This is a genomic window from Halalkalibacter hemicellulosilyticusJCM 9152 (assembly GCF_000513115.1).
GTDB lineage: Bacteria > Bacillota > Bacilli > Bacillales > Bacillaceae_D > Halalkalibacter > Halalkalibacter hemicellulosilyticus.
This window is the reverse complement of sequence record NZ_BAUU01000006.1, coordinates 13,767-36,200: the sequence shown is the minus strand read 5'-3', so window position 1 is coordinate 36,200 and position 22,434 is coordinate 13,767. Positions and strand designations below refer to the sequence as shown.

Here is a 22,434-nt window from a genome sequence, read left to right as displayed (position 1 = left end):
GATTCTTCCCTAACTGGAATCACACGTGAAGAAACGCTCGAAGTCTTTAGTTATAAGACTTTGAGCGTTCCTTATTTCACGAAATCCGTACTCGACGATAGACCATTAAACCACATACTCCCATCATAACAAACATCAAACCTAGTATGAACCAGCTATACATATTTGTTGCTGTATTTGGTAACGACCCTTCTTTCACAGTGTCTAATTGATTATCTTCACTGTACTCTGAAGGATCTTCCCCGCCATCACCAGCAACCGGTATTCCTTCTTTCTTTGGATCATCTTTGCTTTTTGAATCTGAGTCCTCTATAGGATCCTTCGTTTCTGGTAATGGGTCCTTATCAAAATCAAAATCCGCCTCTGCCCCTTCTACGATACGCCCTTCTACTGTATCGTAAGGAGCCTGTACCGTACCGATTTGATCTAAATAATCCGTAAAGACATCGTAATCCGGTATAAAGAGCTCCGTTATTCTACCCTCATCTTGCGCTTGCTTAAACATCGTATAGCCATCGCCACCATCTGCTGCAAATGCATTGGTTGCAACCGTATAAGTATGATCAAGCTTTATTGGTTCATATCCCTTTTCCGTTTCGACTTCTACGCGAAATACACGCGCAAACGCTGGCTCATTTCTGTCAAAGTAAAACCGTAGCCCTGCCACTTGCAAGAAGCGCCCATGCCCATCCTCAATCGAACTTACACTTAACTCTAACGCTTCCATGATCTCTTCTCCTGTTAATTCAAGTGTAACTAACGTATTGGCATAAGGTAGCACCGTTAGCACATCACCCAAAGTAATAGCACCTTCTGCTATTGATGCACGTATTCCACCGGAATTTTGTAGGGCTATTTGTGCATCAACACTATCTTGAGCCTTCACGAGCATACCATCAGCAATCAAATTTCCTAAATTCGTTTCTTGCGTCCGAATATGCTCACGCTCACCATCAAGAAACACAGCAGTTTGACCAACGACCTGCTGCTTCAATTCCTCAATCGGCTGTTGTAGCTCGGCTAAACGTTCACGTGCAATCGAATCCTCTTCAAATGTAAACTGACCTTCCGCGTTTTGCTCATCGACTTTAATCAATTGTCCATGCCATGACTGAAGGACACCTTCATCATCAAACTCAACGTCTAAACGTCCGAGAAATTCTCCGTATTCCTTTGCTTGGACAACAAGCGTCGGTTCAGTATATTCATGAAATACAACAGGCTCCTCAAGCAACGTATGACTATGCCCACCAACGACAATATCAATTCCTTCTACTTGCTTAGCTAATATCTCATCGTATCGGTAACCAAGATGCGTTAATGCAATAATTTTATTTACACCTTCATCTTGAAGTCGTTGTACCGTTTCCTTTGCCTTTTTCAAATAATCTTCAAATTTAATATGAGCACCAGGATTGGCAATGAAAGCTGTATCCTCTGTCGTCAAACCAAAAATCCCAACACGTTCACCATTAAACTCTTTAACAATCGCTGGATAAACTCGGCCATCTTCCCCTGGACTTCCTATTTGATCAATAAACAAGTCGTTAAAGGCTGGCTCTCGGCTATAATCAATATTCGCACTTACAAATGGAAATGATGCATTCTTTATAAAATCAGCTAACACTCGTGGTCCCTTGTCAAACTCATGGTTACCAGGAACCATTGCATCATAGCTAGCCATATTCATAAATTCAAGGTCAGCCTGCCCAAGATATTGATTAAAAAATAGCGTCCCCGAAAATACGTCTCCTGCATCAAGCAGCAATGAATGTTGCACTTCTTCACGAATCGAACGAATCGCTGTGATTCTACGCGGAACTTGATCTAAGTGAGCATGGGTATCATTTGTATGCATAATCGTCAGCTCAAATAAATTGTGTTCCTCATCATTGGTAGTTGACACTTCATAGATCGACATCGTTCCCGACACTTCATTAGCTGCTAATAATAGCGGTTTGCCTGTTGGGCTATCAGCTTCCTCAATGAACATTAGCCCTTCTGTTCCGAGATCACCTGCTTGTCCACTCGCTGGGTCCTTCGTGAAATCACGACTATTATAATAGGTCACAAGCTTTGGATCGTGTGGATCGGTCACATTATATACGATAATTCCTCCAACTCGTTCTAAGCCAATAAACGCATAATACTGTTCGTTAATGACCCCAACCTTCACATCCTCAGGCTCTGGCCCCTTATCATCACTACGAGTTTCCCCAGTATTCTCAGTGTGATTCGCATTAAAATGGCGCTCCCCAAGATAATGCAAAATCACACGCTCGAACTCACTTCCACTGTCAAAGACAAGCTCCATTGTACTAGCATCCCAAATGGAAAATGAACGTGCACCGAAGCTATAAAGTGCTTCATATTCACCTTGCTCATTTTTGCCCATTTCAGAAGTAATACGGAGTCGCCCTAGCTGCTCATCATTAAATAACCCATTTTCCACCATCTCATCAAGCTCAGCTTGAGAAAAGCCTTGATAATGATCCGCATTTAAAGCAATCTGATGACGAACATCCTTCGCTCTTAATTCTTCAGAAAAACCGTCATAGTCACGTGCGTCCCCTTCATTTGCCGTTACAATATAACGTGTCCCATTTCGTTCTAGTAAATCAATACCGTCCGGCTGATACATTCCGAGCACCGGCCAAGGCTTAATCGCTACCTCCCCATCTCGATCAGAAGCATCTAACGCATTTCCAAGCAATGAGTGATCTTTAAACCCTAGACCATGAACATAATCAAATTGCTTCGTTTCTAGGTTCAGTGTCGCAATCGCATTATTTTCTTGTAATGCCACATAAGCGGTCTTACTATCAGGTGATACAACGATATACTCAGGTTCAAAATCCTTTGCTGCATCTGCCCCCGGACCAAAGATACGCACATGTTCATCTATTTGCTCTGCCTTCAAATGACTAAACCCAACAGTCATGACGTGTTCTTCCGTTACATGAGGGCCATCTGAAACATCAATAATTGTCACCGAGCCCTCAGGATCAATCGTATATGCATCATTCGGCTCACCTTCATTTGCTACTAGAATCATTTCACCGTTAGGGCTAAATGTCACCATATCGGGTAGCGCTCCTACTTCAACGTGAGCTATCACTTCCCCATCGGGATAAGCAAGGACGACTCGCCCATGATCCGTTCTCGCTCAGCAGGTACACTAAATGCTATGAAATCGCCACCAGGATGAATCGCAACACTCGTAATATCTCCAATTTGAAATCCAGCACCCAAATCTAGCTCACTCACTTGAATACGACCTTTCCTTTCTAGTTGAAGGTTACTGTCACCAATAGTAGAAAGGTCCACAATATCAATCGCATGGTGCGCCCCATTAACAATAAACGCTTGTTTCGTGTAACGATCAAAGGTAACAATCTCCGCTCCACCTTGGTTAAAGCCAGCCCCACTATCATAACGACCAATAAGCTCAAGCTGTATTTCCTCTGTCGGTGACAGACCTTCATCTAGAGCCACCACTTGAGATGATAATGGATACAGCAACAGATGTACAACGAGCATATTTGCAAGAAATAAACGTAAATTAGCCACGTTTCTCGTCCTCCTTTTCCTATTCATCAAGAATTTTAATGGACAAACAATAAGCACATATAAAATTCGTAAAGTTCATGTAAAGTTTGAACAGAGATTCTGTATTTTCGTACGACATTTCTTGCAATTAGTATGTACAACATTGTCACAAAATGTGACCACTCGTCGTCATAGAGAGTAAAAGGAAAAAAGGAGAGGTTATTTTATGGAGGAAAAACGATGGGATATTATTATAATCGGTGGTGGGTTAGCAGGCTACGTTGCTGCAAACTATTTAGCAAAAGCAAATTTATCAATATTAATACTTGAAAAATCAAAGGAAATCGGCGGTAGAGCACGAACCATTAATAAGAATGGATATCTTTTTAACTTAGGACCACATGCTCTTTATCGGAAAGGAAAAGCTGCAGCTATTCTTCAGGACCTTTCGATTGAGTTAAAGGGTCGTTCACCTGCAGTAGGGGGAACGATTCTCTATGACCAAGTCGACTATATAGCACCGTTTTCGTTTTTAAATGTATTAAGAGGCTCTTTCCTTTCAATAAAAGAACGATGGGAATGGATCAAAGTGGTCACAAGCTTTAACCGAAACCATCAAACACAAATAGAAAACCAAACATTTCAGCAATGGGTCGAACACACCACTTCGTCCCATCGTGTTCAATCACTTATTTATGCAGTGGCAAGGCTTGCTACTTACTGCCATGCACCAGAGCTAGTCAATGCAAAGGTCGTTCTTTCACATTTATCATTAACATCAGGAGGAACACTTTATATAGATGGTGGATGGCAACAAATAATGAAGCAACTACACGAAAGAGCTCTTCTTTCCAACAGTACAGTTCAAACAGACACTACTGTTACAAAGCTCGAGATGAATGACCAGCAACAATGGCAAATCAAGACGAGCAATCAAGAAACGCATGTTAGTAACTTTGTCCTTTATACAGGGGCTCCCGAACGCTTAGGGCAAATTACGAATCATCCGCTTAACGGCTCCATTCCTCCTATTATTCCAATTAAAGGAGCAGCCTATGACATTGCTTTATCGACATTGCCCGATCGACGCCAGCTTTTTGCATTAGATTTAACAGATTCATTCTATTATTCCGTCCACTCAACATACGCCAAGCTGGGTGATCATGACCATATCGTCCTACACCTCTTTAAATATCTTCATCCTACAGAAGATAAGAATACACAGAAGGTGAAAGAGGAGCTAGAGCAATTTCTAGAAAAGCTCCAACCTAATTGGAAACAACACGTTAAAGCAAGTCGTTTTATGCCAAACATCACTGTAAATCAACGTTTACCCCAGTTAGGTGAAGATCACTATTTCAATAATCAGGAAACCGAGCTGTCCCGTTTGTATGTAGCGGGAGACTGGGCGGATCCACAGCTCATCTTAGCAGAAGGAGCAATTAATAGCGGAAAAAATGCCGCATTGGCGATTATCGCGAAAAATCAAGGGGGAAGGCAAAAATGACCATCAATCAAGAGGAATTTATAAAATATAAACCACTTCTCTTTTCGTTAGGCTATCGTATGCTTGGCTCTTTTGCCGATGCTGAAGATCTCGTACAAGAAACATTCTTACGGTGTTATCAAATCGACACCATTCAATCAAATCCAAAGGCTTATCTCTGTCAGGTCATGACAAATTTATGTATCGATCTATTAAAATCATCCCGTTATAATCGCGAACAATACACCGGTGAATGGAACCCAGAACCTTTACTAGTTAGTCAAGACGAACCTTCCTTTCATGCCATCCAAAAGGAAGGACTGTCCATCGCTTACTTACGAATGATGGAGCATTTAAGTCCTTATGAACGTGCTGTTCTTATATTAAGAGAGGCGTTTCACTTACCTTATCAAGACATTGCAAAAATGATTCATAAACAAGAAGCAAACTGCCGAAAGCTATTTAGTCGAGCGAAAACGAAAATCTCTTCTGTTGAAGCCGAAAGCCTCAGCTATGACCAAAATCGCATCCTTATTGAACGCTTTATTAAAGCCTTTCAAACACAAAACATTGCTGAGCTCCTTCAATTACTATCAGAAGACGTAACGCTTTATTCGGATGGTGGTGGCATTGTAAAAGCCGCTATACGTCCGATCAAAACTCCGTCACATGTACTCGCCTTTTTTAATGGGATTACCCGTAAGGCAAAGAAAGACTTCCATGCGTCGATTCACAATCTAAACGAGCAACCGACCATCGTTGTATATATAGATGATAGGATCTATAGCGTTCTAAGCTTTTATATTGTCGATCAATACATTAATGAACTGTATATGACAAACAACCCTAACAAGCTCAATCATCTTCAACCTGTTTTAACGATACACAAGGGAGACTAACAATATGGAGCAAGAATGGGCTACATTATACAAGCAGCTTCAATCCATTACCTCCATTCCTTTGGAGGAATGGAACGTATTTAAAGCAATAGGCACTTTTCAACGAATCGATAAGTCGAAACATTTTGTTATAGCTAGTGAAACTCCTGAATCAATTGGTTTTTGTTTAAATGGACTATTTCGCTTCTATTACACAACACTTGAGGGGACGGAATATAATAAAAGCTTCTGTATAAAAGGAGAATTCGTCACGTCATACAGTGCTTTATTACAGCAATCTCCCTCTCCCTTCTCGATTCAAGCAATTACAAACAGTGAACTCATTGTCTTTCCATACAAATCGTTTAAAGTTTTGTATGAAAGACACCCTTGTTGGGAACGATTAGGGCGAATCATAGCCGAACAGCTCTATATAAAGAAAGAGAAAAGAGAACACGAACTCCTCACTTTATCAGCCGAGGAACGTTACAAAGTGTTTTTACAACAATTTGCTGAAATGGCTAATCAAATTCCCCAATATCAAATTGCATCCTATCTAGGCATCACCCCTGTAGCACTTAGTCGCATTCGCAAACGATTAACTTAGGTTAATGAATCAACCTCCCTTTTACATTATATTTATGGAAAAAGGAGAGGATTTTTAAAATGAAGATAACCAATCAAACGATTTTAATTACAGGAGGTGCTGCAGGAATTGGATTAGCGTTAAGTAAAAAATTCCTGCAGCTTGGCAACCGCGTCATTGCAGTTGGACGAAATGAACAGCGTTTAAAGCAGCTACAAGCAACGTACCCCGATCGCGTCTTAACTTATCAATGTGATGTTAGCGAGTTAGATAAGCTACAAGAGCTTGCTACGAATATTCTGACTCAACATCCACACGTATCCGTTCTCATAAATAATGCGGGCATCCAACATATGTACTCATTTTTAAACGAGGAAAAACACCGTGCTCTCATTGAAGAAGAGGTTATGATCAATATAACAGCTCCCATAACGCTCACATCCTTGCTCATCCCGTTATTAAAAAAGCAAGAAGAAGCCGCCATTGTCAATGTCTCATCTGGCCTAGGGCTCGTACCTAAACAATCTGCTCCGGTTTATTGTGGAACAAAGGCTGGAATCCACCTTTTCACAAAGGCACTTCGCTATCAGCTAGAGGATACGAATATTCATGTATTCGAGGTCATTCCCCCTGTTGTTGATACCGAGATGACAAAGGGAAGAGGCAAAAACAAAATGACACCCGAACAGCTTACAGATGAATTCATCAAAAATTTTAAAAGCAATCATTATGAAATGGAAATAGGCAAAGTAAAACTACTAACAACGATCAATCGCTGGTTTCCATCCATTGCAGAGAAGATATTAAAAAAAATGTAATCGTTATTGTCCCTCCAAAAAAATTATGTTAAGATACATTTAACAATTACAAAAGATGAATCACATGTGACTGATTCGATCAGGCATGGTGGTAGTTAAAGAAAGATATTATACTCTTTCTCAACATACCTCCATGCCTTTTTTTGTGTACAACTATCCGCTATATTTACTGCAAGGAAAGGGAGTTTATATTATGTTAAAAAAATTTTTTACAAAAACAAAAAAAGTTGAATTACTTTCCCCTATGACTGGGGAACTAATACCACTAGAAACTGTCCCAGATCCTGTCTTTAGTCAAAAAATGATGGGCGAAGGTGTAGCTATTATTCCATATACCGGAGAGGTTCGATCACCTATAGATGCAGAAGTTCTCCAAGTCGCTCCGACCAAACACGCAATTGGTCTTAAAACCGTTGACGGAACCGAAATCCTTATTCATATCGGGCTAGATACCGTACATTTAAAGGGTGAAGGCTTCACTATACATGTAGCGAAAGGAGGATTTGTGAAAAAAGGAGATCTTCTAGCAGACGTTGACGTGACCTTATTAAAAGAGCGAGGCTACCATATTCTTACACCAGTGATCATTACAAATAATGCAAGTACAAAGTATGAATATAAAATTCACGAAAACAAAAACGTAACAGCAAACGATTCTCTTATCATTTCATATGAATGTACTTGAATACAGTGAGAGGAGGTGACTAGCTTGAAAATTAAGAAGATATTAAACAATAACGCCGTTGTAGTTTCAGACCACGGGCAAGAAAAAATCGCAATAGGAGGAGGTATTGCTTACCATAAAAAGAGAAATGACATTATTAAACCAAAGGATGTTGAAAAGCTCTTCGTATTAAAAGAAAACGAGAAGCTCCAACAGCTTCTATTGCGTATTCCAGAACAACACTTCATCCTTTCTGAAGAGATTATCGATTATGCAGAAAAAGAGCTCGATACAAAGCTGAATGAACATATTTTTCTTGCTTTAACTGATCATTTATCATTTGCGATTGAGCGAGAAGCACAAGGAATTCACTTAAAAAATAAACTTCTTCAAGAAATAAAAATTCTGTACAAAGATGAATTTGCCATTGGAATGTGGGCCATTAAACATATTAAAACGACTATTAACGTAGAAATGCCTGTTGATGAGGCGGCGTTCATCGCTCTCCATATTCATACAATGAAAATCCAAGGAGGTGATATGAAACAAACCGTCAGACAAACGGCTATTTTACGCCATATGGTTGATACGATAACACAATTCCTTCATATCACCATTAATGAGGATGACCTATCGTATGAGCGATTAATTACCCATCTTCGCTTTGCACTAACTCGCATGAATCAATATAACACCCATTCTATGGACGACGAGATGCTCACAGTTATTAAAAAAAAATTTTCCCATTCTTATCAATGTGCCATTCATGTTCAGCAAGAGCTTCTTTCCTTACACGGGATCGAATTACCTGATGAAGAACTCGGTTATATTACACTTCATATAGAAAGATTACAGAAAAATAATTGATACATGATCTAAAAACCGGACACATAGAGTTTCATAAGAAAACGCTTTCATTTATACAATTATACGATTAAAGGAGGAATTCTCATGATGAAATATTTGCAAAGACTTGGCCGTTCCTTAATGCTTCCTGTTGCCGTTCTACCAGCCGCAGCTATCTTAATGGGGATTGGTTATTGGATTGATCCATCTGGATGGGGGGAAGGAAATGTGATTGCCGCCTTCCTCATCACAGCCGGAAGCTCAATTATTGATAACATTCCTATTTTATTTGCTCTCGGTGTCGCTCTAGGGATGGCGAAAGAACGCGACGGCTCAGCTGCGTTAAGCGGTCTCGTTGCATATCTTGTTATTACCACTTTACTTTCTCCAAATTCTGTAGGAATGTTAACGGGAGTGGAGATAGAAAATGTTAACGCTGCTTTTGGCAATATCGGCAATGCATTTATTGGAATATTATCTGGCTTAGTAGCTGCCAACATGTACAATCGCTTCAGCAACGTTCAGCTTCCAGATGCACTTGCCTTTTTCAGTGGAAAACGTCTTGTTCCGATTATGACATCTGTTTCTATGCTTATCGCTTCTGCGGTCTTGTTCTTTGTATGGCCTTTTGTTTATTCTGGCCTTGTGTCTTTCGCTGAAGCAATTAGTACGTTAGGGTCGATCGGTGCCGGATTATATGGGTTTTTCAATCGCTTATTAATTCCAACCGGCTTACACCATGCCTTAAATTCCGTATTTTGGTTTGATGTCGCAGGTATAAACGATATCGGGAACTTCTGGGCAGGTACAGGTGAAAAAGGAACAACAGGAATGTATCAGGCAGGTTTCTTTCCAATTATGATGTTTGGATTGCCAGCTGCTGCACTAGCGATGTACCATACAGCTAAATCAAAAAGAAAAAAGCAAACAGCTTCATTATTACTTGCCGCTTCATTTGCCGCTTTCTTAACAGGTGTAACAGAACCCATTGAATTTGCCTTTATGTTCTTAGCTCCAGCTCTATATGTCGTTCACGCTGCACTTACAGGATTATCACTATTTATTGCGGCAACATTCCAATGGACTGCTGGGTTTGGTTTTAGTGCCGGATTAATTGACTTTGCTTTAAGCTCAAGACTACCACTAGCTAATCAGCCTTATATGTTACTCCTACAAGGTCTCGCATTTTTCATCGTTTATTATATGTTATTCCGTTTCTTAATTGTGAAGTTTAACTTGAAAACACCAGGGCGTGAAGATGACGACGTATTAGAACCTTCGAAAAGTGACTCTACAACTGAAACCGTACAAACAACCGCTATGATGGCAAAAGAAATCTATGAAGCATTAGGTGGAGACAACAATGTCTTGTCCGTCGACAATTGTATTACTCGCCTCCGTCTAGAAGTCAGAGAAATGGACAATGTTGATCAAAAAAGAATTAAATCAACCGGAGTCCCAGGCATTTATATTATCGATAAGCACAATATCCAAGTCGTAGTAGGAACAAACGTGCAATTTGTAGCAGATGAAATGATGAAAATGAGAAAGTAATTAGTAATCAAAGAGGCTTTGTCCAAACGCCGTGTTAAAATGACGGGGACAAAGCCTTATACGTTTAAATAGTTAAGAGCATTATAATTCAATTTCATATTCCATTCGATTCGCTGTTGCAACAGCAACTTCTTTTCCGTGTAATCGAGAGATAAGGTGAAAAGACATATTGATACCTGCTGAAATACCTCCCGAAGTGATAAGGGAACCTTCATCAACAAATTTAACACCACGTTGGACTGAGACAGAAGGGAATTGCTGCTCCAATTGATCGATATCCATCCAATGCGTTGTTGCTTTCCTCCCATCAAGAATACCCGCTTTAGCAAGGAGAAGCGCACCTGTACAGACGGACGTCATAAACTCTACTTTTGGTTGTTGATGTTGAATCCATTCAATGACTTTCGGATTATCTATTTCAACCTTTTCAGCGCCATACCCTCCAGGAATAATCACAATATCCAATGGAGGGTGATTAGCAAAGCTATAATCTGGTTTCACTTTCAAACCATTTCTCGCCGTTACTAATTCACCATTTTCTGAAATCGTTTTTACGACAAACGGCTTTTCACTAGCATGAGGTATAACCGTAATAGAAAAAACCTCAAATGGCCCTGCAAAATCTAATACTTCTACCTCATTAAATAATAATATACCTACTGTACGTTGTGGCATTCCCCTCACCTCTCGCATAATTTTTTCACGTTTATTTAAATTTGGAAAAACCTACTGAGAAATGGTGAACTCAGTAGGTTTGAATCACATATGATCAAGCAAGCTATTGTCTTACAAAAGCAGGTAGTCGGATCGTCCAGTGAAACTTATGTAAAATCCATGCAATGAGCAAAATCGGGATTTGAACCATTGCGAAGCTTGTAACAATTCGTATCCACGGATCAGCAAAAAGCTCCTCATAGCTAATTGGAAAAAACTGAATAAAAGCAAAAGTTAACGTCACTTCAAAAACAACTAAAAATAAAAAGGACGTTAATGTAATGACTAAACTAATCAATGGATGATACCGAAAGATCAGCCAAACAAGCAAGTAAAAACTTAAAAACGTTAAAAAAGGCTTCAAGGAGTTTTGCATATATAAACTAGATATAAATACAATAACTCCTTGAATAACAGCAAAAAGTAAAATTGATTTCGTCTTCTCTTTAATCGGTAATCCAAATAAAACAAATGATACTACTAATAAAACGAATGTTTCAGGTAGTGACATAAATAAATAACTGTACCATGTCATAAAAACTCTCCTTAAAAATCCTCCGCGCTAACCCTAAAAAATTTTACTGGTCTTCTTCTGGATGTTTAGGCTGATAAAGGAGAAAAGTAGAAGCCGAACTAATTTCAGACTTAGACACGAACACAATGACACCGACTAGTGACGCAAGTACTACTTTAGCTAACCTTTTCATTTTGAGTCCTCCATTCTATTATATTCTCCACCTTACTAACAATTTTATAGGAAAGTGGAAGAGTACTACTAAGTTGAAAGAGTAACCCTAATACAGAAGCCCATACGATTTCAGTATTCATATTAACTAGATTATAAATAAGTATAACCCAAACAAACAAGAGAAAGAAAGCAAATTGTTGTAATTTTTTTCTATGTTTTTTAGTACTTTTTTTATAGAAATGATTAGAGGGAGCATATAAATAAATGATAAGCAACCCAACTATGAACACAATTGAAATGGAAATAAATAAAAATTGTTCGCTAAATTGAACCATTACTTTAGATGCAACCAGCGAAAGCGCTGTCATAGACACCAACCCTGCTATAAAACACCGGAAATATGTCGAGTAATGATACCCACCTGTTGCCATTCGAAAGATAGCGAAGGTTATCAATGTTGCTAGCATAGCAGGAACAATTCCTAAGATAAATGCAACTCCCATTAGGCACAACCACTTCCATACACCACCTATAATAATCTCCAATCCATAACGCACATATTCAATCTCTTGTTGTCGATTCGAATACATGCATAACCTTTTTGCTACATATCTACTTATTTTGGTTATCATCATTTTTCTCCTTTTGGAAAAACTAAATGAAACACAACAATAGATTGCTCACATTTCATATGGAGCGTTCCTCCATATTTCTTCGTTACCTCCTGAATAATAGACAACCCAAACCCTCTAGGTTGGTTCGACTCCTTCGTCGAAAACCCTGATTTCAAGAAAGATCCGTCTAATTGATGAGCACATGAGTTTTTTACGATGATGCCATAATGGTCTATTTCTTCGGTCATTTCAAATGCAATCATTTGTTTATCCTTTACCAATTCAATCGTTGCCTCATATGCGTTATCTAGCAAATTACTAACGAGTCGGAGTAAATCAGTGGATGTTAGACGCTTTGTAATCTCCTCACTTGAAATATCGATAGAGAAAGGAACCTTATGCTTTTGATATAATTCCATTTTTGAAAATAAAATAGATGCTAGAACTGCATTTTTAATCGATAATGCTTTATTATTAATCTTTACTTCACCTATAACCTCATTAATATACTTGACAGCGCTTGGGTAGTTCTCAATTTTCAATAGGCCTGCTACAACCGTTAAGTGATTGTTAAGGTCGTGACGATCAGATCGAACTGAAGCCACTAACGCCCGAAATTGCTCTTCGTGAGTGGATTCCGTATATTTGATTTGTTTCGTTTCTTCATTTTTTAATAATGTTACAACTAGAACAAGAGAACCGATATTTAGTACACACATTAATATAAAGTGTATAGGAATTCCGTATACCTCCATGAGCTCACCAAATGCCACCCACGAACCGATTAAAAAAAAGTTCAAAATAACTTGCGCTAGAATAAATACGATTAATATGAATATATGCATAGCCATTTTGTTGATCAAATGTGTTTGGTGTATTGTGGTCATGCACAATATCCAATCCAATCGATGCTCCTCCTAATTATAGTTAACTTAATTATAGCATTTATTTGTAGTTCCTTTTACATTTCAAATGAAAAAGATTTAATTTATCTACTACTTTCTATTGAAAGATGATAGAACCTGTCATAAAATTATTACATATGAAACAAATAAATAATGGCGATGAATTACTAAACGTATTAGAGGCCCTTTCCAATCCTTACCGACTTAAAATCATTTCGATCTTATTCAACAAAAGAACTTACGTAAGTCAATTAGCACGAGAACTAGCCATAAGTAGGCCATTGCTCTATCTCCATTTGAAAAAATTAGAGGAGGCTGGACTTGTTACAGGGCAACATGAAGTAGCAACAGATGGAAAGACGATGAAGTATTATGAATTGAACACTTTTCATATCCCTTTAGACGAACAGTTCATTACACAAATGTCTAGCAGCCTTACAGTAAAACCGAAAAAAGAAAGAGGTGAATAAATCAGTGGATTCTTCCATTCATTTAGGATCAATTCTTTATCAATTAGTTGCGTTTTTAACCATCTTACTTCCGCTCGCTCTGTTCGTCTTCTTAATCATCTATGTGATACGTATTGTGCGACGTACGGAACGACGTGCTGAAGAACGATTGAGAATCGATCAAGAAATGACAACATTACAGCAGCAGCAAATGAATGCCATTCAAGATATGAACAAGAGGCTTACAGTGATCGAGAACACTCTTAAGCAAGTGGATTAAGGGGGCTTTACATATATGGAGTTTATTTCTATATTAGTGGTTTACCCTATTATTCTTATTCTAGCTTCTATAATAGGCTATATTCTACTTCATAAATGGATGGTAATGCCTATACTAACATTTATCGTATTTACCATTTTAACATTTACAATCTTTAATCCTTCATTCTACGTTTGGGTATTGATTTATACGCTTCTTTCTTTGTTGGTAAGTTTAATAATGAAAAAGGTGAAAGCATAAAGAGGGTTCAACAGACAGTACGCTAGCTCGATTAGCAAATACGAAAGTAATGTAATTTATACTACAATTTCGCACCTCCAAATGTGAACCAAGCAAACATTATAACACCTGAATCGGTTACTTGAATCATTCGTTGGTAGACCCAAAATAAAGAGACAAGGAAGCTTATCATCGCCATGCAAAGTGGCCATATACGAGAATGTCCATTTGCCACACTAGTATATAAAATCAACATGACAGGGAGGAACAAGCCCAATTCGTAATCACTCAAGATGTATACACAATAAGACAACGTCGTGACAATTAAAGCAAGAATAGGTCGTATGTTTTGCCAAAAAAGTGAAACGCATCCTACAAACACCACTACAAACGCTACCCAATCCGTCTCTCTTGTCACTGTCCAATGATCAACCGGATTCAAAGGTTCACCAGTTACACTTGCGTAAGTAGCCAACGTTTCAATAGCAAGCACGACAAGAATTAATAAAATATTGAGAGTATTTGATCGAAATGACATTGAACCAGTTGTACTCACTTCTTTTTCACTTTTCATCTTTTTCACTCCAAAACTTAATTTTTGAGTGAGTACACACTCATTTCAGGTTGACATTAAGTGAGTACTCACTCATAATGGAAAGTGTAATCGCAATATTATTTATTGTCAAGAAATTGAAAGGCAGGGATCCCATATTGGAGTTACGAGAAAAAATGATTCAAGCAGCCAAAGAGGTTATTCAAACAAAAGGGCTTTCACGAACGACCACTAAAGAAATTGCTCGCGTAGCAAATTGCTCTGAAGGCTCAATTTATAACAATTTTGAGAATAAAGAAGATTTATTTTTATATGTTTTAAGAGGAGAGCTTAGAAACTTAATGAGCGCTTTAACGGTTCTTCCAGATCGAATAGGAACGAGAACAGTAAGAAAAAACTTGGAGGAAGTCGCCATTATCGCACTTGAAGACTACTATCGTTCAATGCCTTTAATGGCATCTATTTTTTCCGATCCATCATTATTGACTCGTCAGAGAGAAGGATTTAAACAGCGTAATGAAGGCCCTCATCGGGCAAATGAATCCATTGAAGCTTACCTTCACGAAGAACAACTAATCGGCAGATTCCCATTAAGTATTAATCCGAGAGCTGCTGCTGATATGATACTTGGTAGTTGCTTTCAATATGCATTTCAAATGAATTTTTTAGGAAATGAGAATTCGGATTCAGAAGCAATTAAAGTAGTTAACCGTACCTTGGACACTTTATTTCGACAGTTAGATGTAGACTATGATTGAAGTTAAATTTATTTTTTCAATAAAAATCATCGTAGACGTCTAGAGAGGTTTTAAATGCAGCCTCTTTCATGTTATTTTGAGTGTGCACTCACTCAAAATAAAAATTGCCTATACAAGGAGAAAAGGAGACAACAAAATTGAAATCACAATCATTTAAAAACCATACTAGATCGGTGCCCTTATTTCACTATTTCTTAGTTCCACTTTGCTTCATTACTTTTATTTTTGCTGTGAGCAACGCCATTTTTGATGCATTACGAGGAGAATCCCTTTTCACTTCCATTTTATTAATTTCCATTGCATTGATCGTAACCATTACAGTATTTTTTCTTCGGTCTTTCGTCTGCAAGGTACAGGATCGAGCTATAAGAGCCGAGGAAAGTCTCCGTCATTTTACTTTAACAGGAACTTTACCAGACCCTCGTTTATCAATTAAGCAAATTGTTGCCTTACGCTTTGCATCAGATGAAGAATTTCCAAGCTTGTGTAATAAAGCTATTCAAAAGAACATGTCACCTAATGAGATTAAACAATCCATTCAAAGTTGGAAAGCTGATCATGATCGTGTTTAAAAATCAAACATGATTTATTAATGGGATAAGCTATCCCTATTGAGGAGGAAAAATAAATGACTACACAGAAGCTTGTACCCCTTTTCCGAGCTTGCCTTGGTATTATTTCTTGGATCTTTACTCTTTGTATCATTATTCAGGTCTTACTAACAGGGTTTGCATTATTCGTAAACCCAATAAATTGGAGTTACCATGTAATTTTTGCTAGATTCTTCTTTTTTCTTCCACTTATCATGGCATTATTGGCCTATTTTGCCCAATTACCAAAGAAAATCATTTGGAAAAGTATTGGTTTATTCGGTATCGTTATTGCCTTGTTTTTTACAGCTATAATATCAGCAAGATTTAGTATGGTGGGGGCCTTGCACCCTATTATTGCACTGTTTCTCTTTTGGAATTGTGTAAAGCTGCTACCTCCATATAAAGAGTACTAGATAAACGTACTATGTAGTTCAAACACATAGGAGTGACAGAAATGAGTTTATTATGTTTAACGATTGTATTCATGCTATGCTTCATAGCTGTATTACTTTTAACATCTCCCCTATTCGCTAAAAAATGACAAACACTTTGTACCTTTTTTTCTAAAGTAAAAAGCCCTTATTTACTTATAGAAGTATCAACAACTGTAAGTAAATAAGAGCTTATAAAATATTTATTTTTCCTCTTCCTCTCCAGATTGCGGAGTTTCTTCAATCGGAGGTATGTCTTCTGGTACTTCCTCTCCATCGTCCCGAGGACCAGAAGAAGCACTTGCGTTATTGCTTACTCGAATTTCAACCGTATAAGACATTGACACAAATTCATTAAACTTACTCATACCAACGACTGTCCCTTTAACTTCTGGTGAATCGACATATTTGACCGTATAGCGAATATCAGCACCCTTTGATTGATAGTCTTCGTAAAATGCCTCCGGTAAATCCCCTTCAAGCATACCACGATAGTCCCTTAAGTACGGACGCCCTTGTGAATAAACAACCTGTATTTCTTTACTATCACGATCAGTCAACTCAGTACCAGCACTAACTGATTGTGAGATTAATCCACCAAATGGAACTTCAGAATGATATCTCTGTTGAACCATTACGACTAAATCACCATAACTAGTCGCTTCTTCCATTGTAAGTTCACCAAAATGAGGTACCGTTGTGGCTTGTCCTAGCGAAATGACAACTTCCATTTCATCTCTTTTTGCAACCTTATCTTTAGGTGAAACACTTTGACTTACGACTAGCTCTGCTTCAACACTATTTGATGCTTCCTCTTTATAGGTGATTTCAATTTCATTTGTTTCGGCCCATTGTTCCACTTCGGTTCGTGGTTGACCTGTAAAATCTGGAACGTCGATATCCTTTTCAAACACTTCCTCGCCCCTAGAATAATAAACGATGGCGCTATCGCGTCGGCGGTATTCCTCCTCCGTAACGTTTGAATCGCGAATCACGAGACGAATGAATTCGCCCTCCTCAACATCATCACTGTACTCAGATAATAATTGAAGGTTTTCAGCTTTATAATCTGCTATCCATGTCTCAGCCTCATATTGACTCATTTCAGCGAAATCAGGTAACTCTATGTGCTCATCAGGGTCTGGACCCGTACTACTAACAAGCGAAATCGTTTCGCCCTTTCTAACCCGATCTCCTGCAGGAATGGCTTGTGACATCACTTCATTTGTTTCGTATTCCATACTATTTTCATGAGTTAGGTCAATTTCGATATTATACTCAGCCGCCCAAGTCCGCGCTTCGGAAACTGGCTGTCCAACAAAATCCTCCATTGCGACGTGAACGGACCGATCATAAATGAAGAAGATGAGGAGAAGCGCCAAGACCCCTCCTACAATCGATATAATGATTGTTCGTCGCTTCTTGCTTTTATAGGTCGGATCAATCTCTGTTTCCTCTACCTCTTCGTACCTTCGCCCACCATTAGTTGAAGAAGGTATTGGTCCAGTCGACGGCTGAGAGGCGGACGACTTCGTTTCGGTCTGCTCCACTTCCTCCGTTGACGATTTTTCCTTTTCAGTATCTTTTTCCTTCTCATCCACCAGCTCATCATACTGATCTTTATTAAACTTTGATAAGAAATCACTCATGTGGCGTTAAGACACCTTTCCTTAACGAAAATATTTGATCCGATTGCTGGGCAATTTCTTGCGAGTGTGTGACCATAATGACACATTTTTGATGCTCATGAGCTAGCTTTTTAAAAATATCGATAATCTCCTGTTCCTTTTCCTCATCAAGGTTTCCGGTAGGCTCATCCGCTAAAATCAGCTCAACGTTCGTTGCTAGAGCTCGCGCAATAGCTACACGCTGCTGCTCCCCTCCAGACAGCTTATTGACATACCGATCGGCCTTACTTTTTACAATGCCAATATAATCTAAGAGATTGTAAGCAACAGTTTTCATATCATCTGGAATATCATTTTCCGTAATCGACATCGGTACTAACACATTCTCTACAGCTGTAAATGTCGGAATCAAATTATAGCTTTGAAAAATAATACCGATGCTATTACGACGATATTTCTCATAACCGATTTTTTTAATATCCTCGCCGTTAAACAACACACTTCCACCATGAGGTGTATCAAGTGCACTGAGCAAGGCAAGAAACGACGTTTTACCAGAGCCCGATTGACCAAGAATTGTGTAGAATTTTCCTTTTTCAAATGAAGCACTCGTATCTCGTAAAATATAACGTCTACTTTCACCATCTTGATAATAGTAATCTAGATTTTTTGCCTCTAAAATCATTCATCTCACCTCTTCTTCTACATTAATATCTTCTTCGGATTTAAGCGGACAATATATAATAATGGAATGACAGTTGATAGTAAGACCGTTAATAATCCAACAACTAAGAACCAAACGATATACGTTGTACTTAATTGAACCTCATACGAGTCTAGTACGTCATTAGAAGAAACATTTGTTTCAAATTCATCGTAATAGTAAAAGTCATCAAACCCTTGACTTTGTTCATCATTAGCTATTAATGTATCAGACACACTACTAGCTAATAGGTTCCCACTAAATAGAGAAAGAGCAATACCAATAAGCGCAATCAACATGACTTCAATTAAAACTTGACCAAGAACTCGACCTCGACTCTCACCTAAAGATAAATAAATACCAAGCTCACGTTTTCGATCACGTAGGAACAGAAGCACAACTAATCCAATAATTAATACAGAGGCAATAATCGAAGCAATTAGAACATAGTTTGATTGCTTTGACATCGACTGAATTGGTCCTGCGATATTATCATATTGATCGACTGCACTCCGAACGAGATACATGTCAGGTAATAGTGGCTGAACTTCTTCTGAAAAGGCTTCTACATCATCTACCGAGTGCAATACATATCTTGGTGTATAATAGCTATCAAAACCGTCCTCATAAAACATAGCATCTTCTGGATACAGCTCTATGTTCTTTTCAATTTGAAACTCAAACTCTTCTCCCACTACGCCATTTGGTACGTATACCGTGTTTTGCGCTTCCATATCCATGAAATCCCACATGCCACGATCCTGGTTCGAATCCTCGCCCTCCTCTACACTAGAAAGAGGCTCAAATAAGCCGATCACTTCCAAGGCCGTATCACGTGAAGCGTATTCTTCTTCATCACCAGATTCATAATCAAAAATGATATTTTTTAAAACAATCGTATCACCTACTGTGACCTGATTATGTTCAGCCAAGTTCTTAGAAATAATGGCTACAGGAGCACCGTTGGTGACCTCTTCATCATTGAAGACACGTCCGTCAACAAGCTGTGCATCTCCCTCTTCAAAATCCATTACAGGCGCATAATTCGTCCCTTTCAAACGGAACTCCATACCATGGCCTTCGTACATATCCGTATCACCTTGATAGCTATCAAGACTATCTGAACCTAAATAGGTGGAAATGCTATAATCATAATATTTCACATAACTTAACTGCCCGACTTGCTGAATTAAATCAAGGCTTACAGTCGGATATTCAAAATCCATCCACTCTTCTTCACTCATTTGATTAATTGCTTCATGATCTGGTTGCAGCGTTGCTGATGTACCAAGTCTTTCTTTGATCGTTTGCTCCACATTATTTGTCGCTTGCTGAATCGAAATCCCACCAGCTATTAAGTTACCTAATATGAAAATAATAGCTAATAAAATGAGAGATTTTCCTTTTTTTCTCGTAATACTTAACAATCCTCGTTTGAAAAAATTCATCCTTATCCTCCTTAGCAGTGAATATGTACTTATTAAAACAGGTTGCCAATGCCTGCTCTCATCACCATCCAGTTAAAAATATGTAAAAATGACAGCTTTTTCTACAATTCTATTATAATCTTCTTAAATATTTGCAACAACTACAGATTAAAACTAAATTTCGACATTTTTACTCTATAATTCCTACTACCTCCATTAAATAAGACGAAAGGCAAGAACCATTCGTTTCAAAATAATTAAAAAAATATTAAATTTTATCGCACCCTCTGTATTATTTTTATTAATACAGTTAATACTGTAATGAGTTTTCAATTTTTTGTCAACCACTTTTATTTGTTTTCGAATTCATCATACTAAGTTATTTAGCAGTTCTAGAACCTTTTTATAACCGCTATTTTAAGGTAGATTGAGCATATTCAGCTATTTCATTGTCATTTGAATTTATACTTGGATGTTCTAAACATAAAAGCCAGTGGGATTAAGGGTTATAACACCAATAACGGTAACACATACTCCAGAAAAAAATGTTACTAGCGTTGTTTTCATTTCTCTTGTACCAACCCATACAATGAAAGCAAGTATAATTGTAAAAATGACTCCGAAAATTATTGAGGCATAAGGATTGGTAGATATAATCCAGTCGTACCAGTTTATAATGTCCATAAAATCTCCCCCTCTTATTGAATCGCAAGCTATTAAATTATACCGTTTCCTCCAAATTGAAGGTACTACGTATTTCATCAACAACTATGTGATAGGAAGACATCTCGCCTTGAATATATCCACTTCTAAAATCCATTTCGTCTTCATTAAATTTTCCTTTTAACATTTCAGCCATCTTTTTATATTTAATCGTCATTGCTTCTAAGTCAGCGATCTTGTCACTTTGAGTAGACTCCGACAATAATTCCAAATCAATAATTGCTTTTTCATATCCATGTGACATACCTTCAAACAAACCTCTTTGCATGTCCTGAGGTGTTTTAGTCATTTCTTTTTTTACATCATCAGGAATTTCGTCGTAATACATACCATTTACTAAAAAGTACTGTAGGCTGAGTTACTAATCCACAGCGTTGCTTTTAGTATAAAAAACTATACTAAAAAAAGCACTAGAGGTAGCGAACCTCATGTGCTTAATATACAAGGCTGAGACAAAAGTATTTTCATAAATGAGAAAGCTAACAAATACAGAGTGGAGCACATAAACGCTCCTGAAATATACTTTGCTTTCTGCGAGAAGCTGGTGAGCCTTCTCGTGCTACGCAAGAGCACTGCGGGGTCTCACCTTACTTTCCATCCGCTACAATTAAATGTTCTCAACACTTTTGTTATGTCCCAACTTCAAACTTATTCTTATACTAAAAACTGCACCTCTTGCCGCTTTTCAGGCTTGACCGCTTTTAACACCGTGTCCGTAATCAACTTCATCGTTTGCTCGATCACTTCCTCTTTCGTTGCCCTCATCCGATTGTTTAAATAGCTAGTCATCATCCCTGCCCAGACAAAATAGGTTATATTAGAGATCGGTTCAACCTCGGCTTCTTCCATAAAGCCTTCGTCAACAGCCTGCTTAATAAATAACGCACTTCTTTTCGAAAAGCTATGCTGAACAATAATTTCTTGAATGGGCTCTGGCAATCCGACTAAATCGTTACGATAGAGTTTATAATACGAATCTAGTAACTCTTCTGGTACAACACCTAAATCGTCGATAAAAATAATGGAATAGATCGATGGATTTTCAAATGAATGCTTACAAAAGCATTTCCAGCTGTATAGCCATTTTTCCAACGTATGATTCCCTTTATCCATATAAAACGGTAGCTCTTCAATATACTCTTTCGTAAAACGCATCGAAGCAAAGAAGATTAAATGAGATAGCTCTTTAAAATAGTTATACACTGTTGAGCTCGTATAGCCTGCCTTATCAGCAATTTTACGAATCGTCACCTTTTCAATGCCTTCTTGCTCAATCAACTCTACCGTAGCATCAACGAAATAGCGCCACATCCGTTCCTTCTGTATATCCTTTCTACTTGTAGCCATTTACGACACGTCCTTACATTA

At 38.1% G+C, this 22,434-nt stretch carries 26 protein-coding genes; 13 read left to right on the top strand and 13 right to left on the bottom strand.

Annotation, left to right across the window (positions count from 1 at the left end; genetic code table 11):
* Nucleotides 1-76: 76 nt before the first annotated feature.
* The gene (locus tag JCM9152_RS21230; protein ID WP_177318323.1) at nt 77-3,118 is read right to left on the bottom strand and encodes a choice-of-anchor I family protein; all 3,042 of its coding nucleotides are present in this window, start codon (nt 3,116-3,118) and stop codon (nt 77-79) included.
* A complete protein-coding gene (locus JCM9152_RS21225) occupies nt 3,115-3,570 on the bottom strand; it encodes a hypothetical protein (RefSeq protein ID WP_052015582.1) in 456 nt (151 codons plus the stop codon). The genes JCM9152_RS21230 and JCM9152_RS21225 overlap by 4 nt, the downstream gene beginning before the upstream one ends.
* A 205-nt stretch (nt 3,571-3,775) precedes the next feature.
* On the opposite strand from JCM9152_RS21225, the gene JCM9152_RS04690 reads away from it, so the two are divergent.
* The 7 genes from JCM9152_RS04690 to nagE all read left to right on the top strand — a co-directional run bounded on the left by JCM9152_RS04690 (nt 3,776) and on the right by nagE (nt 10,381).
* Nucleotides 3,776-5,056, top strand: coding sequence for a phytoene desaturase family protein (locus JCM9152_RS04690; RefSeq protein WP_035341545.1), 1,281 nt, complete (start codon nt 3,776-3,778; stop codon nt 5,054-5,056).
* Complete coding sequence (locus tag JCM9152_RS04685; protein WP_035341543.1) at nt 5,053-5,934, top strand: RNA polymerase sigma-70 factor; 882 nt, start codon at nt 5,053-5,055, stop codon at nt 5,932-5,934. The genes JCM9152_RS04690 and JCM9152_RS04685 overlap by 4 nt, the downstream gene beginning before the upstream one ends.
* Nucleotides 5,935-5,938: 4 nt before the next feature.
* On the top strand, nt 5,939-6,520 hold the full coding sequence (locus JCM9152_RS04680) for a Crp/Fnr family transcriptional regulator (protein ID WP_035341541.1): 582 nt from the start codon (nt 5,939-5,941) through the stop codon (nt 6,518-6,520).
* A 59-nt stretch (nt 6,521-6,579) separates the two neighbouring features.
* On the top strand, nt 6,580-7,317 hold the full coding sequence (locus JCM9152_RS04675; RefSeq protein ID WP_035341539.1) for an SDR family oxidoreductase: 738 nt from the start codon (nt 6,580-6,582) through the stop codon (nt 7,315-7,317).
* A 193-nt stretch (nt 7,318-7,510) separates the two neighbouring features.
* Nucleotides 7,511-8,002 carry a PTS sugar transporter subunit IIA gene (locus tag JCM9152_RS04670; protein WP_035341537.1) on the top strand — a complete coding sequence of 164 codons (492 nt, stop codon included), beginning with the start codon at nt 7,511-7,513 and terminating at the stop codon, nt 8,000-8,002.
* 24 nt (nt 8,003-8,026) lie between these two features.
* On the top strand, nt 8,027-8,848 hold the full coding sequence (locus JCM9152_RS04665; RefSeq protein WP_035341535.1) for a PRD domain-containing protein: 822 nt from the start codon (nt 8,027-8,029) through the stop codon (nt 8,846-8,848).
* 84 nt (nt 8,849-8,932) lie between these two features.
* Nucleotides 8,933-10,381 (top strand): N-acetylglucosamine-specific PTS transporter subunit IIBC, encoded by a 1,449-nt coding sequence (gene nagE / locus JCM9152_RS04660; RefSeq protein ID WP_035341533.1) that lies wholly within the window; start codon nt 8,933-8,935, stop codon nt 10,379-10,381.
* Nucleotides 10,382-10,462: 81 nt separating this feature from the next.
* On the opposite strand, the gene JCM9152_RS04655 is transcribed toward nagE, so the two are convergent.
* The 5 genes from JCM9152_RS04655 to JCM9152_RS04640 all read right to left on the bottom strand — a co-directional run bounded on the left by JCM9152_RS04655 (nt 10,463) and on the right by JCM9152_RS04640 (nt 13,302).
* Nucleotides 10,463-11,056, bottom strand: a complete 594-nt coding sequence (locus JCM9152_RS04655) for a DJ-1/PfpI family protein (protein WP_035341531.1) — start codon at nt 11,054-11,056, stop codon at nt 10,463-10,465.
* Nucleotides 11,057-11,159: 103 nt separating this feature from the next.
* Entirely contained in the window at nt 11,160-11,630 is a 471-nt protein-coding gene (locus JCM9152_RS04650; protein WP_035341529.1) for a hypothetical protein, read from the bottom strand.
* A gap of 43 nt (nt 11,631-11,673) precedes the next feature.
* A complete protein-coding gene (locus JCM9152_RS21740) occupies nt 11,674-11,802 on the bottom strand; it encodes a cyclic lactone autoinducer peptide (RefSeq protein ID WP_081727887.1) in 129 nt (42 codons plus the stop codon).
* A complete protein-coding gene (locus tag JCM9152_RS04645) occupies nt 11,786-12,415 on the bottom strand; it encodes an accessory gene regulator ArgB-like protein (protein WP_035341527.1) in 630 nt (209 codons plus the stop codon). The genes JCM9152_RS21740 and JCM9152_RS04645 overlap by 17 nt, the downstream gene beginning before the upstream one ends.
* On the bottom strand, nt 12,415-13,302 hold the full coding sequence (locus JCM9152_RS04640) for a sensor histidine kinase (RefSeq protein WP_035341525.1): 888 nt from the start codon (nt 13,300-13,302) through the stop codon (nt 12,415-12,417). The genes JCM9152_RS04645 and JCM9152_RS04640 overlap by 1 nt, the downstream gene beginning before the upstream one ends.
* 137 nt (nt 13,303-13,439) lie before the next feature.
* Between JCM9152_RS04640 and JCM9152_RS04635 the strand changes: the two genes are divergently transcribed.
* From JCM9152_RS04635 to JCM9152_RS04625, 3 genes are read left to right on the top strand one after another with little or no spacing between them, the layout of a single operon-like run.
* Nucleotides 13,440-13,772 (top strand): ArsR/SmtB family transcription factor, encoded by a 333-nt coding sequence (locus JCM9152_RS04635; protein WP_035341682.1) that lies wholly within the window; start codon nt 13,440-13,442, stop codon nt 13,770-13,772.
* A gap of 4 nt (nt 13,773-13,776) precedes the next feature.
* Nucleotides 13,777-14,031 carry a hypothetical protein gene (locus JCM9152_RS04630; RefSeq protein WP_035341523.1) on the top strand — a complete coding sequence of 85 codons (255 nt, stop codon included), beginning with the start codon at nt 13,777-13,779 and terminating at the stop codon, nt 14,029-14,031.
* 15 nt (nt 14,032-14,046) lie between these two features.
* On the top strand, nt 14,047-14,271 hold the full coding sequence (locus tag JCM9152_RS04625; protein WP_035341521.1) for a DUF2651 family protein: 225 nt from the start codon (nt 14,047-14,049) through the stop codon (nt 14,269-14,271).
* Between the two features lie 61 nt (nt 14,272-14,332).
* Here JCM9152_RS04625 and JCM9152_RS04620 read toward each other — a convergent pair whose 3' ends face one another.
* The gene (locus JCM9152_RS04620) at nt 14,333-14,824 is read right to left on the bottom strand and encodes a hypothetical protein (protein ID WP_035341519.1); all 492 of its coding nucleotides are present in this window, start codon (nt 14,822-14,824) and stop codon (nt 14,333-14,335) included.
* A gap of 137 nt (nt 14,825-14,961) precedes the next feature.
* Between JCM9152_RS04620 and JCM9152_RS04615 the strand changes: the two genes are divergently transcribed.
* The 3 genes from JCM9152_RS04615 to JCM9152_RS04605 all read left to right on the top strand — a co-directional run bounded on the left by JCM9152_RS04615 (nt 14,962) and on the right by JCM9152_RS04605 (nt 16,567).
* Nucleotides 14,962-15,561, top strand: coding sequence for a TetR/AcrR family transcriptional regulator (locus JCM9152_RS04615; protein ID WP_052015615.1), 600 nt, complete (start codon nt 14,962-14,964; stop codon nt 15,559-15,561).
* Between the two features lie 137 nt (nt 15,562-15,698).
* Nucleotides 15,699-16,133, top strand: coding sequence for a DUF6526 family protein (locus JCM9152_RS04610; protein WP_035341517.1), 435 nt, complete (start codon nt 15,699-15,701; stop codon nt 16,131-16,133).
* Nucleotides 16,134-16,189: 56 nt separating this feature from the next.
* Nucleotides 16,190-16,567, top strand: coding sequence for a DUF6220 domain-containing protein (locus tag JCM9152_RS04605; RefSeq protein WP_052015579.1), 378 nt, complete (start codon nt 16,190-16,192; stop codon nt 16,565-16,567).
* A gap of 221 nt (nt 16,568-16,788) precedes the next feature.
* Here the strand turns inward: JCM9152_RS04605 and JCM9152_RS04600 are convergent, their stop codons facing one another.
* The 5 genes from JCM9152_RS04600 to JCM9152_RS04575 all read right to left on the bottom strand — a co-directional run bounded on the left by JCM9152_RS04600 (nt 16,789) and on the right by JCM9152_RS04575 (nt 22,413).
* Nucleotides 16,789-18,234 carry a PASTA domain-containing protein gene (locus JCM9152_RS04600; protein ID WP_035341516.1) on the bottom strand — a complete coding sequence of 482 codons (1,446 nt, stop codon included), beginning with the start codon at nt 18,232-18,234 and terminating at the stop codon, nt 16,789-16,791.
* Nucleotides 18,227-18,898 (bottom strand): ABC transporter ATP-binding protein, encoded by a 672-nt coding sequence (locus JCM9152_RS04595; protein WP_035341514.1) that lies wholly within the window; start codon nt 18,896-18,898, stop codon nt 18,227-18,229. Before JCM9152_RS04595 ends, JCM9152_RS04600 begins: the two co-directional genes overlap by 8 nt.
* Nucleotides 18,899-18,915: 17 nt before the next feature.
* Complete coding sequence (locus JCM9152_RS04590) at nt 18,916-20,364, bottom strand: ABC transporter permease (RefSeq protein ID WP_035341512.1); 1,449 nt, start codon at nt 20,362-20,364, stop codon at nt 18,916-18,918.
* Nucleotides 20,365-21,064: 700 nt separating this feature from the next.
* Entirely contained in the window at nt 21,065-21,355 is a 291-nt protein-coding gene (locus JCM9152_RS04580; RefSeq protein ID WP_148296433.1) for a hypothetical protein, read from the bottom strand.
* A 365-nt stretch (nt 21,356-21,720) separates the two neighbouring features.
* Nucleotides 21,721-22,413 (bottom strand): TetR/AcrR family transcriptional regulator, encoded by a 693-nt coding sequence (locus tag JCM9152_RS04575; protein WP_035341505.1) that lies wholly within the window; start codon nt 22,411-22,413, stop codon nt 21,721-21,723.
* Between the last annotated feature and the right edge of the window lie 21 nt (nt 22,414-22,434).